Here is a 21,489-nt window from a genome sequence, read left to right on the forward strand (position 1 = left end):
CAATTAGCAGAATACGTGGGGGTAAGATTGTAGACAAAATCACCGCCCACGTAAAGGCGAATATTAGTTCGCCACAGTCGCAGTCAGACCGGACTGATCAACGGCAACGCCAGCACCCATGGTGGTGGAGATGCTAACTTTCTTGATGTACACGCCTTTTGCCTGAGTCGGTTTTGCTTTTTTCAGCGCAACCAGCAGAGCTTCCAGGTTTTCTTTCAGTTTGTCAGCGTCAAAATCCACTTTACCGATGGTGGTGTGGATGATGCCGTTTTTGTCGTTACGGTAACGAACCTGACCAGCTTTAGCATTCTTAACAGCTTCAGCAACGTTAGGAGTTACAGTACCAACTTTCGGGTTTGGCATCAGGCCGCGCGGACCCAGAACCTGACCCAGCTGGCCAACAACGCGCATTGCATCCGGGGAAGCAATAACAACGTCAAAGTTCATTTCGCCTTTCTTGATCTGTTCAGCCAGATCTTCCATACCTACCAGCTCAGCGCCTGCAGCTTTAGCAGCTTCAGCGTTTGCACCCTGGGTAAATACGGCTACGCGAACGGAACGGCCAGTACCGTGCGGCAGTACAGTTGCACCACGTACGTTCTGGTCAGATTTACGAGCATCGATGCCGAGGTTAACAGCAACGTCCACGCTTTCTACGAATTTAGCAGTGGCCAGCTCTTTCAGCAGAGCGATAGCTTCGTTGATGTCGTACTGCTTAGTAGCATCAACTTTGTCACGGATCACGGACATGCGCTTGGTCAGTTTAGCCATTTCTTAGTCCTCCACTACCAGGCCCATGGAACGTGCAGTACCTTCAATGGAGCGAGTCATCGCTTCAATGTCGGAACCAGTCATGTCGGCAGCTTTGGTCTGCGCGATTTCCTGCAGCTGAGCGCGGGAAATTTTACCCACTTTGTCTTTGTTCGGCTTGCCGGAACCAGACTTGATACCAGCCGCTTTCTTCAGCAGAACTGCTGCCGGAGGCGTTTTGGTAACGAAAGTGAAAGAACGGTCAGCGTAAACGGTGATAACAACCGGGATTGGCAGACCTTTTTCCATGGAATCAGTTTTAGCGTTGAACGCTTTGCAGAATTCCATGATGTTCACGCCTTGTTGACCCAGTGCAGGACCTACCGGCGGACTCGGGTTAGCCATACCAGCTGCAACCTGCAGCTTGACATAGGCTTGGACTTTCTTAGCCATTCTAAATTCCTCTAGTTGGGTTATAACGCCTCAAGGAGGCTCCCCGTGATTAAATTCGTTTTACGGATAGGATCCATAAAAACAAAAGGCGCGAAATTGTATTCCAATCTCGCGCCTTGTGCAACGATTAAATCGTCGCTTTTTTGATCGGGGTGTTAGGCTTTTTCAACCTGAGCGAAGTCCAGTTCAACTGGAGTCGCACGACCGAAGATAGATACGGAAACTTTCAGACGAGACTTCTCGTAGTCCACTTCTTCAACCACGCCGTTAAAGTCAGCGAACGGACCGTCGCTAACGCGAACCATTTCACCTGGCTCAAACATCGTTTTCGGACGCGGCTTGTCGCCAACCTGCTGCAGACGGTTCATGATCGCATCAACTTCTTTGTCGCTGATCGGCGCCGGACGGTCAGAAGTACCGCCGATAAAGCCCATCACACGCGGCACGCTGCGCACCAGGTGCCAGCTTGCGTCATTCATCACCATCTGGACCAATACATAGCCCGGGAAGAATTTACGTTCGCTCTTGCGACGCTGACCGCCACGGATTTCGACCACTTCTTCGGTCGGCACCATGACTTCGCCAAACAGCTCTTCCATATTTTGTAACTTGATATATTCGCGCAGCGATGTAGCTACGCGGCCTTCAAAACCGGAAAACGCCTGAACGACGTACCAGCGCTTTTTAGGGGCTTCAGACATCTTAGAACCTCAGGCCAGTGATAAAGGATACCAGGCGAACCAGAATACCATCCAGTCCCCACAGGATCAGTGACATTACTGCGGTAACCGCAGCCACAATTAATGTGGTGTGCAATGTTTCCTGGCGAGTTGGCCAAATGACCTTACGGACTTCGGTTCTCGCTTCACGGGCAAAAGCAACGGTCGCTTTACCTTTTGTTGTCAACAGCGCGACACCACCCGCTGCGGCAATCAGAATCACTACGGCCAGCGCACGCAGCGGCAGCATCATGTCACGATAGAGGTAGTTGCCAACGATAGCTACAAGCAGCAATATAGCGACAACAACCCACTTCATCGCTTCCAGGCCGCGCCCGCTTCCTTGAGCTTCGGTATTCGCACTCATAAACCAACCTGTCAGAAGTATTCTACAAACATTTTCACCCCGCGTAAGCGAGGCGATCCAAACCGAAATGCTCTGGTGCGTTTCGGACTAAACGCCCTCTTCAGAGCCTGTCTCAGCAATGATTATGACAAATAAAATCACTGATGAGCCAGGTTCTGGTGTGAAAGCGTGCAAAAAGGGCATCAAATGATGCCCTTTTATTGCGCATTGCGTCAAATGTTATTCGGCAATTAGCTCATTACTTTGGCAACAACGCCCGCACCAACAGTACGGCCGCCTTCACGGATTGCGAAACGCAGACCGTCGTCCATCGCGATTGGGTGGATCAGGGTAACAACCATTTTGATGTTGTCGCCCGGCATTACCATCTCAACGCCTTCCGGCAGTTCGATGGTACCAGTCACGTCAGTAGTACGGAAGTAGAACTGCGGACGGTAGCCTTTGAAGAACGGAGTATGACGGCCGCCTTCATCTTTGGACAGAATGTACACTTCAGATTCGAACTTGGTGTGCGGCTTGATAGAGCCCGGCTTAGCCAGTACCTGACCACGTTCGATTTCTTCACGTTTGATACCACGCAGCAGAACACCAACGTTCTCACCAGCACGGCCTTCGTCCAGCAGTTTGCGGAACATTTCAACGCCAGTACAGGTAGACTTAGCAGTCTCTTTGATACCAACGATTTCAACTTCTTCACCAACTTTGATGATACCGCGCTCTACACGACCGGTAACAACGGTACCACGACCGGAGATGGAGAATACGTCTTCGATAGGCAGCAGGAACGGCTTGTCAATCGCACGCTCTGGTTCTGGGATGTAAGAATCCAGGAAGCCAGCCAGTTCGATGATTTTCGCTTCCCACTCTGCTTCGCCTTCCAGCGCTTTCAGAGCAGAACCACGAACGATCGGAGTGTCGTCGCCCGGGAAATCGTACTGAGACAGAAGTTCACGAACTTCCATTTCTACCAGTTCCAGCAGCTCTTCGTCATCAACCATGTCGCATTTGTTCAGGAACACGATGATGTACGGAACGCCTACCTGACGACCCAGCAGGATGTGCTCACGAGTCTGCGGCATCGGGCCGTCAGTCGCAGCAACAACCAGGATCGCGCCGTCCATCTGCGCAGCACCGGTGATCATGTTTTTAACATAGTCGGCGTGGCCCGGGCAGTCTACGTGTGCGTAGTGGCGAGTCGGGGTGTCATATTCAACGTGAGAAGTGTTGATGGTGATACCACGAGCTTTTTCTTCCGGCGCGTTATCGATCTGGTCGAATGCACGAGCAGCACCGCCGTAGGTTTTAGCCAGTACGGTAGTGATTGCAGCGGTCAGCGTTGTTTTACCATGGTCAACGTGGCCGATAGTACCGACGTTAACGTGCGGTTTTGTACGTTCAAATTTTTCTTTAGACATCGATTGTCCCTCTAAGACACGGATAAATCGGTGATATCACCACATCAACCAGGCCATATGCCTGAGCTGTTGAATGCTTTTAAAAGTAAACAGAGAGAAACGGGAAGGAGAAGTGAAGTGGTGCTGATACCCAGAGTCGAACTGGGGACCTCACCCTTACCAAGGGTGCGCTCTACCAACTGAGCCATATCAGCACGTCTGGAGCGGGCAGCGGGAATCGAACCCGCATCATCAGCTTGGAAGGCTGAGGTAATAGCCATTATACGATGCCCGCATCCTGAAACTCGGCTACCCAGTTCTTTCTGTAATAAAAAAGAGATTTCTCTCTTTTTTATTCGAGCTGATTAATTTTTTAACCAACTCAGGCGGCGATAACGCTGCCAGAAAGTGGTGGTGGGGGAAGGATTCGAACCTTCGAAGTCTGTGACGGCAGATTTACAGTCTGCTCCCTTTGGCCGCTCGGGAACCCCACCGGACTTGATGGTGCCGACTACCGGAATCGAACTGGTGACCTACTGATTACAAGTCAGTTGCTCTACCTACTGAGCTAAGTCGGCATCAAGTAGCGCGCATTTTATGGAGACATGCGCACTCATGCAACTAAAAAATTGCATAAAATGTTCTATCGCTCACATTTTGCGCTATACGACCGATAAATAATCTATTCCTTCTTCGAATTGAACAAATTTCCAACGTCAGCCGCGCTCCCAGAAGGCATTTTGCTCCAGCATGCCGTTATCAATAGAGAGAAAGTGCATCTTTATACATCTGGAATAGCCGTCACATTGCGTTTCAGGGGACGATTTTTTCTTATTATTCCCTCCCATCTGGTGTTACCCTCCTGCCCATTGTCCAAATTAACTGAAATGTGCGTGCCATTGCGTACCGGGGATGATTTCGTTTTTTACCGCAGACCTGATATAGCAATGACAGCCAGACCATGCGTATGAGTATAAAAGAGCAAGCGTTAACGTCGCCTTACCTACAGTTTGATCGCAACCAGTGGGCTGCGCTTCGTGATTCCGTGCCGATGACTCTGACCGAGGAAGAGATTGCTCGTCTGAAAGGCATTAACGAAGACTTATCGCTGGAAGAAGTTGCTGAGATTTATTTGCCATTATCGCGTTTGCTAAATTTTTACATCAGTTCGAACCTGCGGCGTCAGGCTGTGCTGGAGCAATTTTTAGGCACCAACGGCGAGCGTATTCCTTATATTATTAGCATTGCTGGCAGCGTCGCCGTCGGCAAAAGTACGACTGCACGTGTGTTGCAAGCGTTGCTGAGTCGCTGGCCCGAGCATCGTAAGGTTGAGCTGATCACTACTGACGGTTTTCTTCATCCTAACCAGGTGTTGAAAGATCGTGGGCTCATGAAGAAGAAAGGCTTTCCTCAGTCCTATGATATGCACCGTCTGGTTAAATTCGTTTCCGATCTAAAGTCTGGCGTCCCCAACGTTACGGCACCGGTCTATTCTCATCTGATTTATGATGTGATCCCTGATGGCGACAAAACCGTTGCCCAGCCCGACATATTAATCCTCGAAGGGCTCAATGTATTACAAAGTGGGATGGACTATCCTCACGATCCACATCATGTATTTGTTTCTGACTTTGTCGACTTTTCTATTTATGTGGATGCGCCAGAAGAATTACTCCAGACGTGGTATATCAACCGCTTCCTGAAATTCCGCGAAGGGGCATTTACCAACCCAGACTCTTATTTCCATAACTATGCGAAATTGTCGGAAGACGAGGCAATCAACACGGCTACATCACTGTGGAAAGAAATCAACTGGTTGAATTTAAAACAAAACATTTTACCAACGCGTGAGCGAGCCAGCTTAATCATGACGAAAAGCGCCAATCATGCCGTTGAGCAAGTCAGATTACGAAAATAAAAAAATAAAGGGGAGCCATAGCTCCCCTTCTTATTATTCAGCGCTTCTAAGCGATATTTCCCCACCCATCCAGGGTTTTATCACGCCATTTTGTTCGAGTAGTAATGCACCTTGCGCATCTATTCCACGAGATACGCCAAATATTTCTTTATCACCAATAATGAGTTTAACGGGACGGTCGATAAAGTTATCCAGCGCCCTCCAGCGGGACAAATACGGCGCCAGGCCCTCATGCTCAAACAGTATCAGGGCAGCGCGCAGCTCGCGGATCAGTCGGGCAGCCAGAGTATTGCGGTCAATGGTAATACCCGCTTCCTGCAGATTAATCCAGCCTTGATTAACCACATTCTCCTCAACCCGACGCATGGACATGTTTATACCCGCCCCAATAACAATCTGTGCGGCATCGCCCGTTTTTCCGGTGAGTTCAACCAGGATCCCTGCCAGTTTACGGTCGAGCAAATAGAGGTCGTTGGGCCATTTAACACGCACTTTATCCGCGCCCAGATCGCGTAAAACCTCAGCCATGACAATACCAATCACCAGGCTCAGGCCAATCGCGGCTGCCGGTCCTTGTTCCAGTCGCCAGAACATTGAAAGGTACAGATTGGCGCCAAAGGGAGAGAACCATTTACGTCCACGACGACCACGACCGGCCTGCTGATACTCAGCGACGCAGGCATCCCCTGACTCCAGTTGACCAATTCGATCCATCAGGTACTGATTGGTTGAGTCGATAACCGGCAGGACCGTTATATTCCCGCCATCCAGCTGAGAATAAATAAGTGATGAATCTAATAGCTGGATAGGTTCAGGTAAGCTGTATCCTTTACCAGGGACAGTAAATACATCAACACCCCAGTCACGTAGCGTCTGGACATGTTTATTGATTGCCGCACGGCTCATTCCCAGCTTTTCACCGAGTTGCTCACCAGAGTGAAATTCGCCATCGGCTAATAATGAAATAAGCGTCAGGGGGACGGTATTATCCTTCATGCAACGATCTCCACGGCATTCACTTCACCCAGTGGGCCAATAAACCGGACTTCCGGTTCAAGCCAGACATTGAATTTCTCACCGACTTTTTGGCGTACGTGATGCGCCAGTTGCACCACATCCTGACTCGTAGCATGGCCTGCATTGATCAGCACCAGTGCCTGCTGCTGATGTACCGCTGCGCCGCCAATGCGCATGCCTTTTAGCTGACATTGATCGATAAGCCAGCCAGCAGCCAGTTTCACAGAGCCATCAGCCTGCGGGTAATGAGGTGCAGTCGGAAATTTCGCCAGGAGTTCCTGCACAATGTCCGCGGTAACAACCGGGTTTTTAAAGAAACTCCCCGCATTACCGTTTACTTTTGGATCGGGCAGTTTTGTGGTGCGCATATGGCAAACAGAATCAAAAACCTGCCGAGGCGTTACCGTGGCAGGATCAAGACGCGTCAGGTCACCATAAGTGAGAACGGGTTGCCACTGTTTAGGTAAGCGCAGACCAACCGCTACAATCGCGAAACGATCCTGGTACTCATGTTTGAAGATACTGTCACGGTAACCAAATCGGCATTCTGCGGCGCCGACGCGCAGATGTTTGCCGGTCGAAAGCTCTACGCAGTCCACATATTCACAGACGCGCCGCAGTTCTACGCCATAGGCACCAATATTCTGGATCGGCGATGAACCCACGCAGCCGGGGATCAGCGCCAGATTTTCCAGTCCGGGCATGCTTTGCTGCAGCGTATGCTCTACCAGATGATGCCAGTTTTCACCCGCGCCTACGTGCAAATGCCACGCATCAGGTTGTTCTGTAATCGCTATTCCCTTGATACGGTTGACGATCACCGTTCCATGGAAGGCATCAAGAAACAGGACGTTACTCCCTTCGCCCAGGATTAGCACTGGATGATGTGATGCATTGGCTGATTGCCAGGCATTTAGTAGTTGTTGCTCATTTTCAGCACAGACAAGCACATTAGCTTGTTGATCGATACCGAAGGTGTTCCAGGCTTTAAGGGAGTGATTCATAGACGCTTTCCTGATGCAAAATCGCGCTTAGTTTACCGTATATGCTGCAGGATGGCTTGTGTTATGGAAGCTTAGGATGTTGCTTTGCAACCGATGAGGCTGCAATCACAGTAAGAATAAGGTTTACAGGCGCTGTATCCGGTAATAACAGACGCTGGCCGGATAAGGCGGGAGGTCACATCCGGCGATTTTCATCCCTGCAGACGCAAAAAAGCCCATCCGGCAGGATGGGCTTCTTCACTTATTTGATGCCTGGCAGTTCCCTACTCTCGCATGGGGAGACCCCACACTACCATCGGCGCTACGGCGTTTCACTTCTGAGTTCGGCATGGGGTCAGGTGGGACCACCGCGCTACAGCCGCCAGGCAAATTCTGTTTATCAACACGCTTTTCGCATGTCGATGTAATCTGTAATCAAGCTGAATATCGTGTCTCTTTCGCCAAAACATCTTCGGCGTTGTAAGGTTAAGCCTCACGGTTCATTAGTATCGGTTAGCTCAACGTATCGCTACGCTTACACACCCGACCTATCAACGTCGTCGTCTTCAACGTTCCTTCAGGACCCTTAAAGGGTCAGGGAGAACTCATCTCGGGGCAAGTTTCGTGCTTAGATGCTTTCAGCACTTATCTCTTCCGCATTTAGCTACCGGGCAATGCCATTGGCATGACAACCCGAACACCAGTGATGCGTCCACTCCGGTCCTCTCGTACTAGGAGCAGCCCCCCTCAATTCTCCAGCGCCCACGGCAGATAGGGACCGAACTGTCTCACGACGTTCTAAACCCAGCTCGCGTACCACTTTAAATGGCGAACAGCCATACCCTTGGGACCTACTTCAGCCCCAGGATGTGATGAGCCGACATCGAGGTGCCAAACACCGCCGTCGATATGAACTCTTGGGCGGTATCAGCCTGTTATCCCCGGAGTACCTTTTATCCGTTGAGCGATGGCCCTTCCATTCAGAACCACCGGATCACTAAGACCTGCTTTCGCACCTGCTCGAGCCGTCACTCTCGCAGTCAAGCTAGCTTATGCCTTTGCACTAACCTCCTGATGTCCGACCAGGATTAGCTAACCTTCGTGCTCCTCCGTTACTCTTTAGGAGGAGACCGCCCCAGTCAAACTACCCACCAGACACTGTCCGCAACCCGGATTACGGGTCTACGTTAGAACACCAGCCATTAAAGGGTGGTATTTCAAGGTTGGCTCCATGCAGACTGGCGTCCACACTTCAAAGCCTCCCACCTATCCTACACATCAAGGACCAGTGTTCAGTGTCAAGCTATAGTAAAGGTTCACGGGGTCTTTCCGTCTTGCCGCGGGTACACTGCATCTTCACAGCGAGTTCAATTTCACTGAGTCTCGGGTGGAGACAGCCTGGCCATCATTACGCCATTCGTGCAGGTCGGAACTTACCCGACAAGGAATTTCGCTACCTTAGGACCGTTATAGTTACGGCCGCCGTTTACCGGGGCTTCGATCAAGAGCTTCTCCTTACGGATAACCCCATCAATTAACCTTCCGGCACCGGGCAGGCGTCACACCGTATACGTCCACTTTCGTGTTTGCACAGTGCTGTGTTTTTAATAAACAGTTGCAGCCAGCTGGTATCTTCGACTGATTTCAGCTCCATGAGTAAATCACTTCACCTACATATCAGCGTGCCTTCTCCCGAAGTTACGGCACCATTTTGCCTAGTTCCTTCACCCGAGTTCTCTCAAGCGCCTTGGTATTCTCTACCTGACCACCTGTGTCGGTTTGGGGTACGATTTCGTGTTACCTGATGCTTAGAGGCTTTTCCTGGAAGCAGGGCATTTGTTACTTCAGCACCGTAGTGCCTCGTCATCACACCTCAGCGTTAACAAGACTCCGGATTTACCTGGAATCTCCGCCTACATGCTTAAACCGGGACAACCGTCGCCCGGCTAACATAGCCTTCTCCGTCCCCCCCTCGCAGTAACACCAAGTACAGGAATATTAACCTGTTTCCCATCGACTACGCCTTTCGGCCTCGCCTTAGGGGTCGACTCACCCTGCCCCGATTAACGTTGGACAGGAACCCTTGGTCTTCCGGCGTGCGGGTTTTTCACCCGCATTATCGTTACTTATGTCAGCATTCGCACTTCTGATACCTCCAGCATGCCTCACAGCACACCTTCAACGGCTTACAGAACGCTCCCCTACCCAACAACACATAGTGTCGCTGCCGCAGCTTCGGTGCATGGTTTAGCCCCGTTACATCTTCCGCGCAGGCCGACTCGACCAGTGAGCTATTACGCTTTCTTTAAATGATGGCTGCTTCTAAGCCAACATCCTGGCTGTCTGTGCCTTCCCACATCGTTTCCCACTTAACCATGACTTTGGGACCTTAGCTGGCGGTCTGGGTTGTTTCCCTCTTCACGACGGACGTTAGCACCCGCCGTGTGTCTCCCGTGATAACATTCTTCGGTATTCGCAGTTTGCATCGGGTTGGTAAGTCGGGATGACCCCCTAGCCGAAACAGTGCTCTACCCCCGAAGATGAGTTCACGAGGCGCTACCTAAATAGCTTTCGGGGAGAACCAGCTATCTCCCGGTTTGATTGGCCTTTCACCCCCAGCCACAAGTCATCCGCTAATTTTTCAACATTAGTCGGTTCGGTCCTCCAGTTAGTGTTACCCAACCTTCAACCTGCCCATGGCTAGATCACCGGGTTTCGGGTCTATACCCTGCAACTTAACGCCCAGTTAAGACTCGGTTTCCCTTCGGCTCCCCTATTCGGTTAACCTTGCTACAGAATATAAGTCGCTGACCCATTATACAAAAGGTACGCAGTCACCCCATAAAGAGGCTCCCACTGCTTGTACGTACACGGTTTCAGGTTCTTTTTCACTCCCCTCGCCGGGGTTCTTTTCGCCTTTCCCTCACGGTACTGGTTCACTATCGGTCAGTCAGGAGTATTTAGCCTTGGAGGATGGTCCCCCCATATTCAGACAGGATACCACGTGTCCCGCCCTACTCTTCGAGTTCACAACACATGCACTTTTGTGTACGGGGCTATCACCCTGTATCGCCGGACTTTCCAGACCGTTCCACTACCACACATGCTGATTCAGACTCTGGGCTGCTCCCCGTTCGCTCGCCGCTACTGGGGGAATCTCGGTTGATTTCTTTTCCTCGGGGTACTTAGATGTTTCAGTTCCCCCGGTTCGCTTCATTACGCTATGTATTCACGTAATGATAGTGTGACGAATCACACTGGGTTTCCCCATTCGGAAATCGCCGGTTATAACGGTTCATATCACCTTACCGACGCTTATCGCAGATTAGCACGTCCTTCATCGCCTCTGACTGCCAGGGCATCCACCGTGTACGCTTAGTCGCTTAACCTCACAACCCGAAGATGTTTCGTAAAACACTTCAGTGTTGCGAAAATTTGAGAGACTCGGACACACCGCTTTTCATTTCTTGTTTACGGAGAAATGAAACAGTGTGTCGTTTCAATTTTCAGCTTGATCCAGATTTTTAAAGAGCAAAACTTCGCAGTGAACCTTTTCAGGTACACTCTGAAGTTTTCTTGTGTTTTTGCAGTAAAGGATGGTGGAGCTATGCGGGATCGAACCGCAGACCTCCTGCGTGCAAAGCAGGCGCTCTCCCAGCTGAGCTATAGCCCCATCGTAGTTAAATCTCGTTTAACCTTAATTTCTGTTGAGGCAAGGCGTGGTGACGCGAAGCATACTGAAGTATGTGAGCGTCGCCGCAACGCAGCATCAGCAGAAATTTGGTAGGCCTGAGTGGACTTGAACCACCGACCTCACCCTTATCAGGGGTGCGCTCTAACCACCTGAGCTACAAGCCTGCAGAGATTTTCTTACTGCTAATTTTCATCAGACAATCTGTGTGAGCACTACAAAGAACGTTTCTTTAAGGTAAGGAGGTGATCCAACCGCAGGTTCCCCTACGGTTACCTTGTTACGACTTCACCCCAGTCATGAATCACAAAGTGGTAAGCGCCCTCCCGAAGGTTAAGCTACCTACTTCTTTTGCAACCCACTCCCATGGTGTGACGGGCGGTGTGTACAAGGCCCGGGAACGTATTCACCGTGGCATTCTGATCCACGATTACTAGCGATTCCGACTTCATGGAGTCGAGTTGCAGACTCCAATCCGGACTACGACATACTTTATGAGGTCCGCTTGCTCTCGCGAGGTCGCTTCTCTTTGTATATGCCATTGTAGCACGTGTGTAGCCCTACTCGTAAGGGCCATGATGACTTGACGTCATCCCCACCTTCCTCCAGTTTATCACTGGCAGTCTCCTTTGAGTTCCCGACCGAATCGCTGGCAACAAAGGATAAGGGTTGCGCTCGTTGCGGGACTTAACCCAACATTTCACAACACGAGCTGACGACAGCCATGCAGCACCTGTCTCAGAGTTCCCGAAGGCACCAAAGCATCTCTGCTAAGTTCTCTGGATGTCAAGAGTAGGTAAGGTTCTTCGCGTTGCATCGAATTAAACCACATGCTCCACCGCTTGTGCGGGCCCCCGTCAATTCATTTGAGTTTTAACCTTGCGGCCGTACTCCCCAGGCGGTCGACTTAACGCGTTAGCTCCGGAAGCCACGCCTCAAGGGCACAACCTCCAAGTCGACATCGTTTACGGCGTGGACTACCAGGGTATCTAATCCTGTTTGCTCCCCACGCTTTCGCACCTGAGCGTCAGTCTTTGTCCAGGGGGCCGCCTTCGCCACCGGTATTCCTCCAGATCTCTACGCATTTCACCGCTACACCTGGAATTCTACCCCCCTCTACAAGACTCTAGCCTGCCAGTTTCGGATGCAGTTCCCAGGTTGAGCCCGGGGATTTCACATCCGACTTGACAGACCGCCTGCGTGCGCTTTACGCCCAGTAATTCCGATTAACGCTTGCACCCTCCGTATTACCGCGGCTGCTGGCACGGAGTTAGCCGGTGCTTCTTCTGCGAGTAACGTCAATTGCTGCGGTTATTAACCACAACACCTTCCTCCTCGCTGAAAGTACTTTACAACCCGAAGGCCTTCTTCATACACGCGGCATGGCTGCATCAGGCTTGCGCCCATTGTGCAATATTCCCCACTGCTGCCTCCCGTAGGAGTCTGGACCGTGTCTCAGTTCCAGTGTGGCTGGTCATCCTCTCAGACCAGCTAGGGATCGTCGCCTAGGTGAGCCGTTACCCCACCTACTAGCTAATCCCATCTGGGCACATCCGATGGCAAGAGGCCCGAAGGTCCCCCTCTTTGGTCTTGCGACGTTATGCGGTATTAGCTACCGTTTCCAGTAGTTATCCCCCTCCATCGGGCAGTTTCCCAGACATTACTCACCCGTCCGCCACTCGTCACCCAAGGAGCAAGCTCCTCTGTGCTACCGTTCGACTTGCATGTGTTAGGCCTGCCGCCAGCGTTCAATCTGAGCCATGATCAAACTCTTCAATTTAAGTTTGATGCTCGTGAATTAAACTTCGTAATGAATTACGTGTTCACTCAGAGACTTGGTATTCATTTTTCGTCTTGCGACGTTAAGAATCCGTATCTTCGAGTGCCCACACAGATTGTCTGATAAATTGTTAAAGAGCAGTTGCGACGCGCTTTAGCGCTCTGTCGCGAGGTCCCGTATATTACGTTTTCCTCATTCAGAGTCAAGCATTTATTTTTGCTTTTCTCTGCGAGATTCTCAGTGGAACCCCGCTGACCCGGCGGTTTGTAATCCGTTGTTCCGTGTCAGTGGAGGCGCATTATAGGGAGTTATTTCAGGCTGACAAGGGGAAATTTAAAATAATCTCCCGAGTGCCTATTTTTCCACCAAAACAGCCTAAACAGCCAGTTTTTCGAGCGTCTTAAAGCCATAACGCTGCAGCACGGGCAATAATTGTTCGGCTTCTGCCGTCATTGCCATGCAGAATGCGACATTCTCATCAGTTGATTTCGCGTCTGGCGCTTCATGTTCTAATAACCAGGCCGTACGACGCGCAATCGCGGCACCAGAATCCACCAGCCGCGTCCCCTCAGGCAGGACCTGTAAAAGTTCTTCCCGTAATAGAGGGAAATGGGTGCATCCGAGCACCACCGTGTCAGGTGGTTCCGACATCCGCAGCCAAGGGCGCAGGACACGACGCAGTTCTTCCAGAGAAACGGTTTCACCGTGCAGCTTCGCTTCCGCCAGTTCCACCAGCTCAGCGGAACCCAGCATCGCTATCTGACATTCGTTAGCAAACCGTGCAATCAACTCATGGGTATATGAACGCTTCACCGTTGCACGCGTAGCCAGCAGTCCCACCACACCATTCGCCGTGAGTCGCGCCGCCGGTTTAATGGCAGGCACCACGCCCACAACCGGAAAGGCAAATTTCTCACGTAATGCAGGGAGCGATACCGTGCTTGCTGTATTACACGCGATGACCGCAAGAGAGAGGGGATAGCGCTGCTGGACCGCAGTCACAATCTCAACAACACGTTCGACGATAAACTCCTCGCTCTTCTCTCCATAAGGAAAGGCGACGTTGTCGAAAGCGTATATATAGTGGAGATCCGGCAGAAGACGCCGGATCTCGTCATAGACCGACAACCCACCGACGCCGGAATCAAACACCAGCACGGTGGGACGCGGATCAGAAAGTGTAGCTGCCAGACAAGGTGTATTCCCGTCCTGCAGTTGCGTAGCCATAAACTGTCTCGTAATCTTTATCGAACAGGTTGGCGATTTTACCACGAACTGTCAGCTGTGAGGTGATTGGATATGACACGCCAAGATCCCACAGGCTAACCCCACCCATTTTTACCGGCTGGTAGGTTACGTAGTCAGTGTCATAACGCGTTCCCAGGTAATGATACGTCAGGCCCCAGTCAAAATCATAAACCTGCCAGTCGAGCTGGTACTTCACCTGGTTTTTAGAACGGCGTGCGAGCGGCTTGTCCGTAATCGCATTGCGCGAATCGACATAATCGTAGCTCAGCGTATGTGCCAACGGCCCGGTATCAAAGTTTGCGGTCGCTTCCACACCTTTAATACGAACTTTACCTTCGTTAAAGTATTTCTCGGTATGCGGGTCGTAATCGATCATGTCGTCAATATCATTACGATATCCAGATACACGCCAGTTCACGCCCGCCGTTAAGCCTTCAAACGCCCCTTCCCATTGCTTACTTTGTTCAGGATCCAGGTTCGAATTGCCGTAATAACCATGCAACTGTCCGAGATTAGGCGCTTTGTAAGATGTACCGTAGGACGCAATAAAACGATAGCCTTCAAAAAACTCCCATCCGGCACTGGTTTGCCATGTGCCATGACGACCAAATTCGGAGTTATCATCACTGCGCGCCGCACCTTCAAAGGTAAAGTCGCCCAGTTGCTGCAACCCGGTCAGGTAGAGACCCGTATTACGCTGATCGTAACCGTCTGTGACATACCCGGTGCCAGGCGTCGTGGTTTGCTTTTGCCAGTCAACGCCTGCGCCTACGTTACCGTGACCAAGCACCATACTGTTGGACCACTGAACATTATATTGCTTCATATCATCCAGTGTGGCCGAGGAGTCATAGCGGCCATAATCCGGATCATAGTTGTAATCTTTACTATGGCTATAGCTGGAAACCAGTTGTGACTGGATAAGTTCGCCATTAAAGCGCAGCCCGGCATCCCAGCTTTGGCTATAGAGCTGACGGGTATCCACTAACGGCGTCCCAGGATAATAATACGCGTCATAATCTGTTCGGTTATCATAGCCGTAGCCGCGAACAAACCCGCTCCATGTATCGGAAAAGTTATGTTCCAGCGCGCCATACAGCGTCTTACTTAAGAAACCGTCTTTGTCGGGCTGAGCCTGAGAGCCAGTGCTACCGTATGCGACAACATCAAAACCTTTGGTATAGGCATAATCGCCCATTAATGTGACGCGCGTATTTTCGCCAAGCTGTTGTTGGGTTGAGACATCATAATTCTGATACCCATTGCTCCCCACACCGGCAGTGAGTTCCGTCCCCTGCTTTTCACGCGTGGTAATGATATTCACCACACCGCCAATCGCATCAGAACCATAAACCGCCGAACGCGGCCCACGAATGTATTCGATACGTTGCACTAACGAGACTGGGAACTGGCTAAGATCGGCTGCGCCGCTAACCCCTGCCAGGTTCAGACGCACGCCGTCAATCAACACCAGCACATGGCTGGCGTTGGTGCCGCGAATAGAAATAGACGAATTTTGTCCCATACCACCGTATTGGGCGATATCCACGCCCGGCAGGCGACGAAGCACATCATTGACGGAAGTGGATTGCCAGCGATCGATATCCTGACGCGTAACAACGGTGATAGGGGCAAGTACAGCGCTACGAGGCTGCTGAAAACGGTTGGCAGTGACGACGAGAGTATCTGGGCTAGTGTCCTGCGCCCAACCCGAAAATGCTGTGACGGACAGTACCGTGCACAGCAACGATTTTTTAATCATTGTAAAGCATCCACAATATAAGAAGGATGCCGCAGGTCCCACCGATAGTACGCGATGATGAAAACCAGATGCGACGTTAGCCGGCAGGTCTTCGGGCTTGGAGGCAACTTAAAGAGATGATGACTTCCCACGGCAAGCCGCAGTGTCTGCACCAGGTGCGCTCATCTCCTACCTTCCTTACCGCTGCGCGTCAGCTCCAGATTCACACTGGATTCCCTTTTAACTCACAGGACCGGAAAACGGATGCTACAGTTTGTTACAACCTGGTGTCCAGACCGCGCATCACAATATCGGAAATCATCAATGACTGGACATCTGTTGAGCAATCCCTACAATCCCCGCGTACTTTTATTTTTCAGGACGCATCATGACCCCCGAACACCTTCCGACAGAACAGTACGACGCCCAGTTAGCTGAAAAAGTAGTGCGTCTGCAGAGCTTAATGACGCCATTTTATGCACAGGCTCCGGAAGTGTTTCGCTCGCCGGTCAGCCACTACCGTATGCGCGCGGAATTTCGTCTGTGGCATGACGGAGATGATCTGTACCACATCATGTTCGACAGCCAGACCAAAAGCCGTATCCGCGTCGACAGTTTCCCGGCGGCCAGCGAGCTTATCAACACGCTGATGACGGCAATGATCGACGGCGTTCGCAACAACCACGTCCTGCGCCACAAACTGTTCCAGATTGATTACCTCACTACCCTGAGCGATCAGGCGGTGGTATCGATGCTGTACCATAAAAAGCTGGATGATGAATGGCGTCAGGAAGCTGAAGCGCTGCGGGATGCGTTACGGGCGCAAAACCTGAACGTGCATCTGATTGGCCGGGCAACCAAAACCAAAATCGAGCTGGACCAGGATTACATTGACGAACGCTTGCCGGTTGCGGGTAAAGAGATTATCTACCGCCAGGTTGAGAACAGCTTCACCCAGCCGAATGCCGCCATGAATATTCAGATGCTGGAATGGGCGATTGATGTCACCAGGGGATCAAAAGGCGACCTGCTTGAGCTGTACTGCGGCAATGGCAATTTCTCGTTAGCCCTCGCACAAAACTTCAACCGCGTGCTGGCCACTGAAATCGCTAAACCGTCCGTGGCTGCTGCGCAATACAACATTGCGGCTAACCATATTGATAACGTACAAATTATCCGCATGGCGGCCGAAGAGTTTACTCAGGCGATGAACGGGGTTCGCGAGTTCAACCGTTTGCAGGGAATCGATCTGAAGAGTTACCAGTGTGAAACCATTTTCGTTGACCCACCACGCAGCGGTCTGGACAGCGAAACAGAGAAAATGGTGCAGGCGTACCCACGGATTCTGTACATCTCCTGTAACCCGGAGACATTGTGTAAGAACCTGGAAACGTTAAGCCAGACGCACAATGTTTCACGCCTGGCTCTGTTCGATCAGTTCCCGTATACGCACCATATGGAGTGCGGAGTATTACTGACCGCCAAGTAAATGATGTCCTGGCCGGGGGCGCTTCGCTTGCCCGGCCTACAAATATTACTCCACGATTTCCTGTCTACGGTTACGCACTTTAAAGCCGATCCAGAACACCAGAATCACCGACAGAACCGCTGGGAAGAAGTTTGAGCCAATATCCGGATATTCAGCGCGCACCACAGTGCTGTACAACAGAACGCCGAGAATAAAACAGGCGGCGGCCAGGCCCGGTAACCCCACAGGCATGGTGCGGTTTTGATAGCGTTGATGCAGACAATAAACCGTCAGCACCAGCGAAATAATTGGGAATACTGAGAATGGCACAATGGAGCTAAACAGCGCCGCAAATGTGCCATTGATCGATAAGCCAGCAACCAGCGCCAGCAGCAGCGTACCTTTATCTTGACCTGACTGTTTCATTGCTCGTCCTTCTCGTTACTCGGAGTGATGCGTCATCTTCTCTTGTTCACGGCGGTACCAATAAAATGCGCCCTTCGCGATCATGCGCAGTTGCAATACCAGCCGTTCTTCCAGCTGTCGACGCTGCTCGGCGCCAACATCCAGTGCTTCTGCCCCGGCGCTGAACACAATGGTGACCATGGCTTCGGCCTGCGCTTCAGTAAACGCACGAGGCATATGGTTTTCGAGTTCGAGATAGTCCGCAAGTTCCGCAATGAAGTGCTGAATTTCACGAGCGACCGCTGCGCGAAACGCCGCGGAGGTTCCCGAACGCTCGCGCAATAATAAACGGAAGGCGTTGGGATTGTTGCCGATGAACTCCATAAATGTTGAGACCGAGGTGCGGATCACACTCCCGCCCTTCGCGATACGCTGACGCGCCTGACGCATCAACTGACGCAGCATCAAACCACTCTCATCCACCATCGTCAGGCCGAGTTCATCCACATCGCGGAAATGGCGATAAAACGAGGTTGGCGCAATGCCCGCTTCACGAGCGACTTCGCGTAAACTGAGGCTGGCAAAACTACGCTCAGCGCTGAGTTGACTAAATGCGGCTTCTACCAGCGAACGCCGGGTTTTTTCTTTTTGTTGCGCTCTAACGCCCATCACGATGTCTGAATCCTTCCACATACCTTGCTGGCACTATACCAGAGATTAGGCGGTTGGCATGGCTTTGTGAATGATTGTTTACGCGCAGTTTGTGCTTCGAGTTCGCAAAAAAGCACAACGATAATTGGGTTATCCCGACAACGATGTTACTATTCTGTTGCTTTTATGTATAAGAACAGGTAAGCCTGACCATGTCACATTCCTACGATTACGATGCAATAGTAATAGGTTCCGGTCCCGGCGGCGAAGGCGCTGCAATGGGTCTGGTTAAGCAAGGAGCGCGCGTCGCGGTGATTGAGCGCTATCATAACGTCGGCGGAGGCTGTACCCACTGGGGGACCATCCCGTCGAAAGCCCTCCGCCACGCCGTCAGCCGTATTATTGAATTCAATCAGAACCCACTTTACAGCGACCACTCCCGACTCCTTCGTTCTTCTTTCGCCGATATTCTCAACCACGCTGATAACGTTATTAATCAGCAAACGCGTATGCGGCAAGGATTTTACGAGCGCAACCACTGTGAAATTTTGCAGGGAAATGCCCGTTTTGTTGATGAACACACACTCGCCCTTGAATGCCACGACGGCACGGTGGAAACGCTGACCGCGGATAAGTTCATCATCGCCTGTGGTTCACGCCCCTATCATCCGGTGGATGTCGACTTTTCCCATCCCCGGGTTTATGACAGCGACTCTATCCTGAGCCTGCACCATGAACCCCGCCATGTTTTGATTTATGGCGCGGGAGTAATTGGCTGCGAATATGCGTCGATCTTCCGTGGAATGGACGTCAAAGTCGATTTAATCAACACCCGCGATCGTCTGCTTGCGTTCCTCGATCAAGAGATGTCCGACTCGCTCTCTTACCACTTCTGGAACAGCGGTGTGGTCATTCGCCACAACGAAGAGTACGAGAAGATTGAAGGTTGCGATGACGGCGTCATCATGCATCTGAAATCCGGTAAGAAACTGAAAGCCGACTGCCTGTTGTACGCCAATGGCCGTACCGGTAATACCGATTCGCTGGCGCTGGAAAATATTGGGCTGAAAACCGACAGCCGCGGGCAGTTGAAGGTCAACAGCATGTACCAGACGGCGCTGCCGCACGTGTATGCCGTAGGAGATGTGATCGGCTATCCGAGTCTGGCATCGGCGGCCTACGATCAGGGACGCATTGCCGCCCAGGCATTGGTAAAAGGCGAAGCTACCGCGCATCTGATCGAAGATATCCCGACCGGGATTTATACCATTCCGGAAATCAGCTCCGTCGGTAAAACCGAGCAGCAGCTCACGGCCATGAAAGTTCCATACGAGGTTGGCCGCGCCCAGTTTAAACATCTGGCACGTGCGCAAATCGTGGGTATGAGTGTCGGAACGCTGAAGATCCTGTTCCATCGCGAAACAAAAGAGATTCTGGGGATCCACTGCTTTGGGGAACGCGCGGCCGAAATTATTCACATCGGTCAGGCGATAATGGAGCAAAAAGGTGGTGGTAACACCATCGAATACTTCGTTAACACCACCTTTAACTACCCAACCATGGCGGAAGCCTATCGGGTAGCAGCGCTAAATGGCTTAAACCGCCTGTTTTAACGCACTGTCGAAATGGCCATCCATTGACCCACGGATGGCCTCTGCCAGCTGTTCATAACGGCTGCGCAGCGGCGAACCTGGACGATACACCAAGCCAATCGTACGGCGCGGTTCAGGCTTGATGCAGGGCAGATAGACAACGCCATCACGCTTACGCTCCGGCGGCACGGCCAGCGCAGGCAGTAAGGTAATACCGCTGCCTGCCGCCACCATGTTACGCAGCGTTTCCAGACTGGTCGCCCGGAAATGGGTATCCTCATCGGCACCCGCTTCAAAGCAGAAGCCCATCGCCTGATCGCGCAGGCAGTGGCCATCCTCTAGCATCAGCAGTTTCTCACCCGCCAGATCGGACATCGGCACACAGTCGCGGTTTGCCCATGGGTGATCTTCATAGATCGCCAGCAGCATAGGCTCATCAAATAACGGTACTTCGATGAACGCCTCACTCTCTTTCACCAGCGCCAGAATGACGCAGTCGAGCTTACCGCTATCCAGTTGCGCCAACAGCTGATGCGTCTGTGCCTCATGGAGATACATTTCCAGTTTTGGGAAGGTCTGGTGCAACATAGGAATAATATGCGGCAGCAGGTATGGCCCCACCGTTGGGATCAAACCAATATGCAGCGGTCCAGACATTGTCTCGCCTTGTTGGCTTGCCATCTCCTTGAGCACTTTGACCTCGCGCAGCACGGTGCGCGCCTGATCCACCAGCAGTAAACCTGCCTGAGTGAACAGTACTTTGCGACTCGTACGCTCCAGCAGCATGACGCCAAGCTCATCTTCCAGCTTGCGGATCTGTCCGCTCAGCGTTGGCTGACTAACGTGACAGGAGTCTGCCGCTCGTCGGAAGTGACGATGTTCGGCTAGCGCCACCAGGTATTCAAGATCACGAATATTCATTATTCATCCTCCATCGCCACGATAGTTCGTAGCGATAGGTAGAATAGCAACGAACGATTATCCCTATCAAGCTTTCTGTTTAATAATGCACCACAGAAACGGAACGGTACCCCTTTAACCCTTGAAGCTACTGTCCGTTTTGAGAGTTTCTCTCATACTCGAAATAACTAAAGCCAACGTGAACTTTTGCGGACCTTGAGTCCGCATTTTTTTTGCGCCCGGCGCGAATACATTCAAAAAAATATATACAAAATATAAATTACATATTCTAATCCGATTATTTAAATTAAAACCATATTAAATTAAAATAATCAAAAACATTTTGTATCATTTATATATTTGACGCCCTGTCAGGTTCATAAATAATAACCGCGCGATATTCAATATATGG

The 21,489-nt window shown here is 51.3% G+C and carries 15 protein-coding genes, 6 tRNA genes, 3 rRNA genes, 1 pseudogene and 1 riboswitch; of the genes and pseudogenes, 4 read left to right on the forward strand and 21 right to left on the reverse strand.

All coding sequences use genetic code 11. The features are described 5' to 3' along the window. Positions 1-63 precede the first annotated feature (63 nt). From rplA to HV311_RS23720, 9 genes are all read right to left on the reverse strand, one after another. Positions 64-771: a 50S ribosomal protein L1 gene (gene rplA, locus HV311_RS23680; RefSeq protein WP_016155300.1), complete on the reverse strand. Its 708-nt coding sequence runs from the start codon at positions 769-771 to the stop codon at positions 64-66. A 3-nt stretch (positions 772-774) separates the two neighbouring features. Next, positions 775-1,203 (reverse strand): 50S ribosomal protein L11, encoded by a 429-nt coding sequence (rplK, locus tag HV311_RS23685; protein WP_003033122.1) that lies wholly within the window; start codon positions 1,201-1,203, stop codon positions 775-777. A gap of 155 nt (positions 1,204-1,358) precedes the next feature. Further along, positions 1,359-1,904, reverse strand: a complete 546-nt coding sequence (nusG, locus tag HV311_RS23690; protein WP_003033125.1) for a transcription termination/antitermination protein NusG — start codon at positions 1,902-1,904, stop codon at positions 1,359-1,361. A 1-nt stretch (position 1,905) separates the two neighbouring features. Beyond that, positions 1,906-2,289, reverse strand: coding sequence for a preprotein translocase subunit SecE (gene secE, locus HV311_RS23695; protein WP_053389755.1), 384 nt, complete (start codon positions 2,287-2,289; stop codon positions 1,906-1,908). A gap of 230 nt (positions 2,290-2,519) precedes the next feature. Beyond that, positions 2,520-3,704 (reverse strand): elongation factor Tu, encoded by a 1,185-nt coding sequence (gene tuf, locus HV311_RS23700; RefSeq protein WP_003031109.1) that lies wholly within the window; start codon positions 3,702-3,704, stop codon positions 2,520-2,522. A gap of 118 nt (positions 3,705-3,822) precedes the next feature. Next, positions 3,823-3,898, reverse strand: a tRNA-Thr gene (locus HV311_RS23705). 5 nt (positions 3,899-3,903) lie between these two features. Beyond that, positions 3,904-3,978 (reverse strand) — tRNA-Gly (locus tag HV311_RS23710). 114 nt (positions 3,979-4,092) lie between these two features. Next, positions 4,093-4,177: transfer RNA gene (locus HV311_RS23715), tRNA-Tyr, on the reverse strand. A gap of 8 nt (positions 4,178-4,185) precedes the next feature. Next, positions 4,186-4,261: transfer RNA gene (locus tag HV311_RS23720), tRNA-Thr, on the reverse strand. A gap of 19 nt (positions 4,262-4,280) precedes the next feature. On the opposite strand from HV311_RS23720, the pseudogene HV311_RS28120 reads away from it, so the two are divergent. Next, positions 4,281-4,361, forward strand: a pseudogene (locus tag HV311_RS28120) (hypothetical protein); the annotation flags it as partial. A gap of 289 nt (positions 4,362-4,650) precedes the next feature. Next, positions 4,651-5,601, forward strand: a complete 951-nt coding sequence (gene coaA / locus HV311_RS23725) for a type I pantothenate kinase (RefSeq protein WP_003031107.1) — start codon at positions 4,651-4,653, stop codon at positions 5,599-5,601. A gap of 33 nt (positions 5,602-5,634) precedes the next feature. Here the strand turns inward: coaA and birA are convergent, their stop codons facing one another. From birA to btuB, 9 genes are all read right to left on the reverse strand, one after another. Then, entirely contained in the window at positions 5,635-6,597 is a 963-nt protein-coding gene (gene birA / locus HV311_RS23730; RefSeq protein ID WP_185655178.1) for a bifunctional biotin--[acetyl-CoA-carboxylase] ligase/biotin operon repressor BirA, read from the reverse strand. Beyond that, positions 6,594-7,622 (reverse strand): UDP-N-acetylmuramate dehydrogenase, encoded by a 1,029-nt coding sequence (gene murB / locus HV311_RS23735; RefSeq protein ID WP_191220539.1) that lies wholly within the window; start codon positions 7,620-7,622, stop codon positions 6,594-6,596. Before murB ends, birA begins: the two co-directional genes overlap by 4 nt. A gap of 250 nt (positions 7,623-7,872) precedes the next feature. Beyond that, a 5S ribosomal RNA gene (gene rrf / locus HV311_RS23740) occupies positions 7,873-7,988 on the reverse strand. Between the two features lie 95 nt (positions 7,989-8,083). Next, a 23S ribosomal RNA gene (locus HV311_RS23745) occupies positions 8,084-10,990 on the reverse strand. A gap of 208 nt (positions 10,991-11,198) precedes the next feature. Next, positions 11,199-11,274: transfer RNA gene (locus HV311_RS23750), tRNA-Ala, on the reverse strand. Between the two features lie 108 nt (positions 11,275-11,382). Then, a tRNA-Ile gene (locus HV311_RS23755) sits at positions 11,383-11,459 on the reverse strand. A gap of 71 nt (positions 11,460-11,530) precedes the next feature. Next, positions 11,531-13,072, reverse strand: a 16S ribosomal RNA gene (locus tag HV311_RS23760). The 16S, 23S and 5S rRNA genes sit together here with 2 tRNA genes alongside, the layout of an rRNA operon. A 375-nt stretch (positions 13,073-13,447) precedes the next feature. Further along, the gene (gene murI, locus HV311_RS23765; protein WP_016157938.1) at positions 13,448-14,299 is read right to left on the reverse strand and encodes a glutamate racemase; all 852 of its coding nucleotides are present in this window, start codon (positions 14,297-14,299) and stop codon (positions 13,448-13,450) included. Next, positions 14,244-16,082, reverse strand: coding sequence for a TonB-dependent vitamin B12 receptor BtuB (gene btuB, locus HV311_RS23770; protein ID WP_191220540.1), 1,839 nt, complete (start codon positions 16,080-16,082; stop codon positions 14,244-14,246). The genes murI and btuB overlap by 56 nt, the downstream gene beginning before the upstream one ends. Before the next feature lie 65 nt (positions 16,083-16,147). Beyond that, positions 16,148-16,334, reverse strand: a riboswitch (cobalamin riboswitch). A 115-nt stretch (positions 16,335-16,449) separates the two neighbouring features. Between btuB and trmA the strand changes: the two genes are divergently transcribed. After that, entirely contained in the window at positions 16,450-17,550 is a 1,101-nt protein-coding gene (trmA, locus tag HV311_RS23775; protein ID WP_019077891.1) for a tRNA (uridine(54)-C5)-methyltransferase TrmA, read from the forward strand. Between the two features lie 45 nt (positions 17,551-17,595). On the opposite strand, the gene HV311_RS23780 is transcribed toward trmA, so the two are convergent. Further along, entirely contained in the window at positions 17,596-17,955 is a 360-nt protein-coding gene (locus HV311_RS23780) for a YijD family membrane protein (RefSeq protein ID WP_016155292.1), read from the reverse strand. A gap of 15 nt (positions 17,956-17,970) precedes the next feature. Continuing rightward, a complete protein-coding gene (fabR, locus tag HV311_RS23785) occupies positions 17,971-18,606 on the reverse strand; it encodes an HTH-type transcriptional repressor FabR (protein ID WP_003028862.1) in 636 nt (211 codons plus the stop codon). Positions 18,607-18,797: 191 nt separating this feature from the next. On the opposite strand from fabR, the gene sthA reads away from it, so the two are divergent. Then, positions 18,798-20,198 carry a Si-specific NAD(P)(+) transhydrogenase gene (sthA, locus tag HV311_RS23790; protein WP_016155291.1) on the forward strand — a complete coding sequence of 467 codons (1,401 nt, stop codon included), beginning with the start codon at positions 18,798-18,800 and terminating at the stop codon, positions 20,196-20,198. Here sthA and oxyR read toward each other — a convergent pair. Next, the gene (oxyR, locus tag HV311_RS23795) at positions 20,181-21,098 is read right to left on the reverse strand and encodes a DNA-binding transcriptional regulator OxyR (RefSeq protein WP_003028858.1); all 918 of its coding nucleotides are present in this window, start codon (positions 21,096-21,098) and stop codon (positions 20,181-20,183) included. The two genes, sthA and oxyR, sit on opposite strands and share 18 nt — an antisense overlap. Positions 21,099-21,489: the final 391 nt, after the last annotated feature.

The organism is Citrobacter sp. RHBSTW-00881 (assembly GCF_013728515.1).
Lineage (GTDB): Bacteria > Pseudomonadota > Gammaproteobacteria > Enterobacterales > Enterobacteriaceae > Citrobacter > Citrobacter braakii.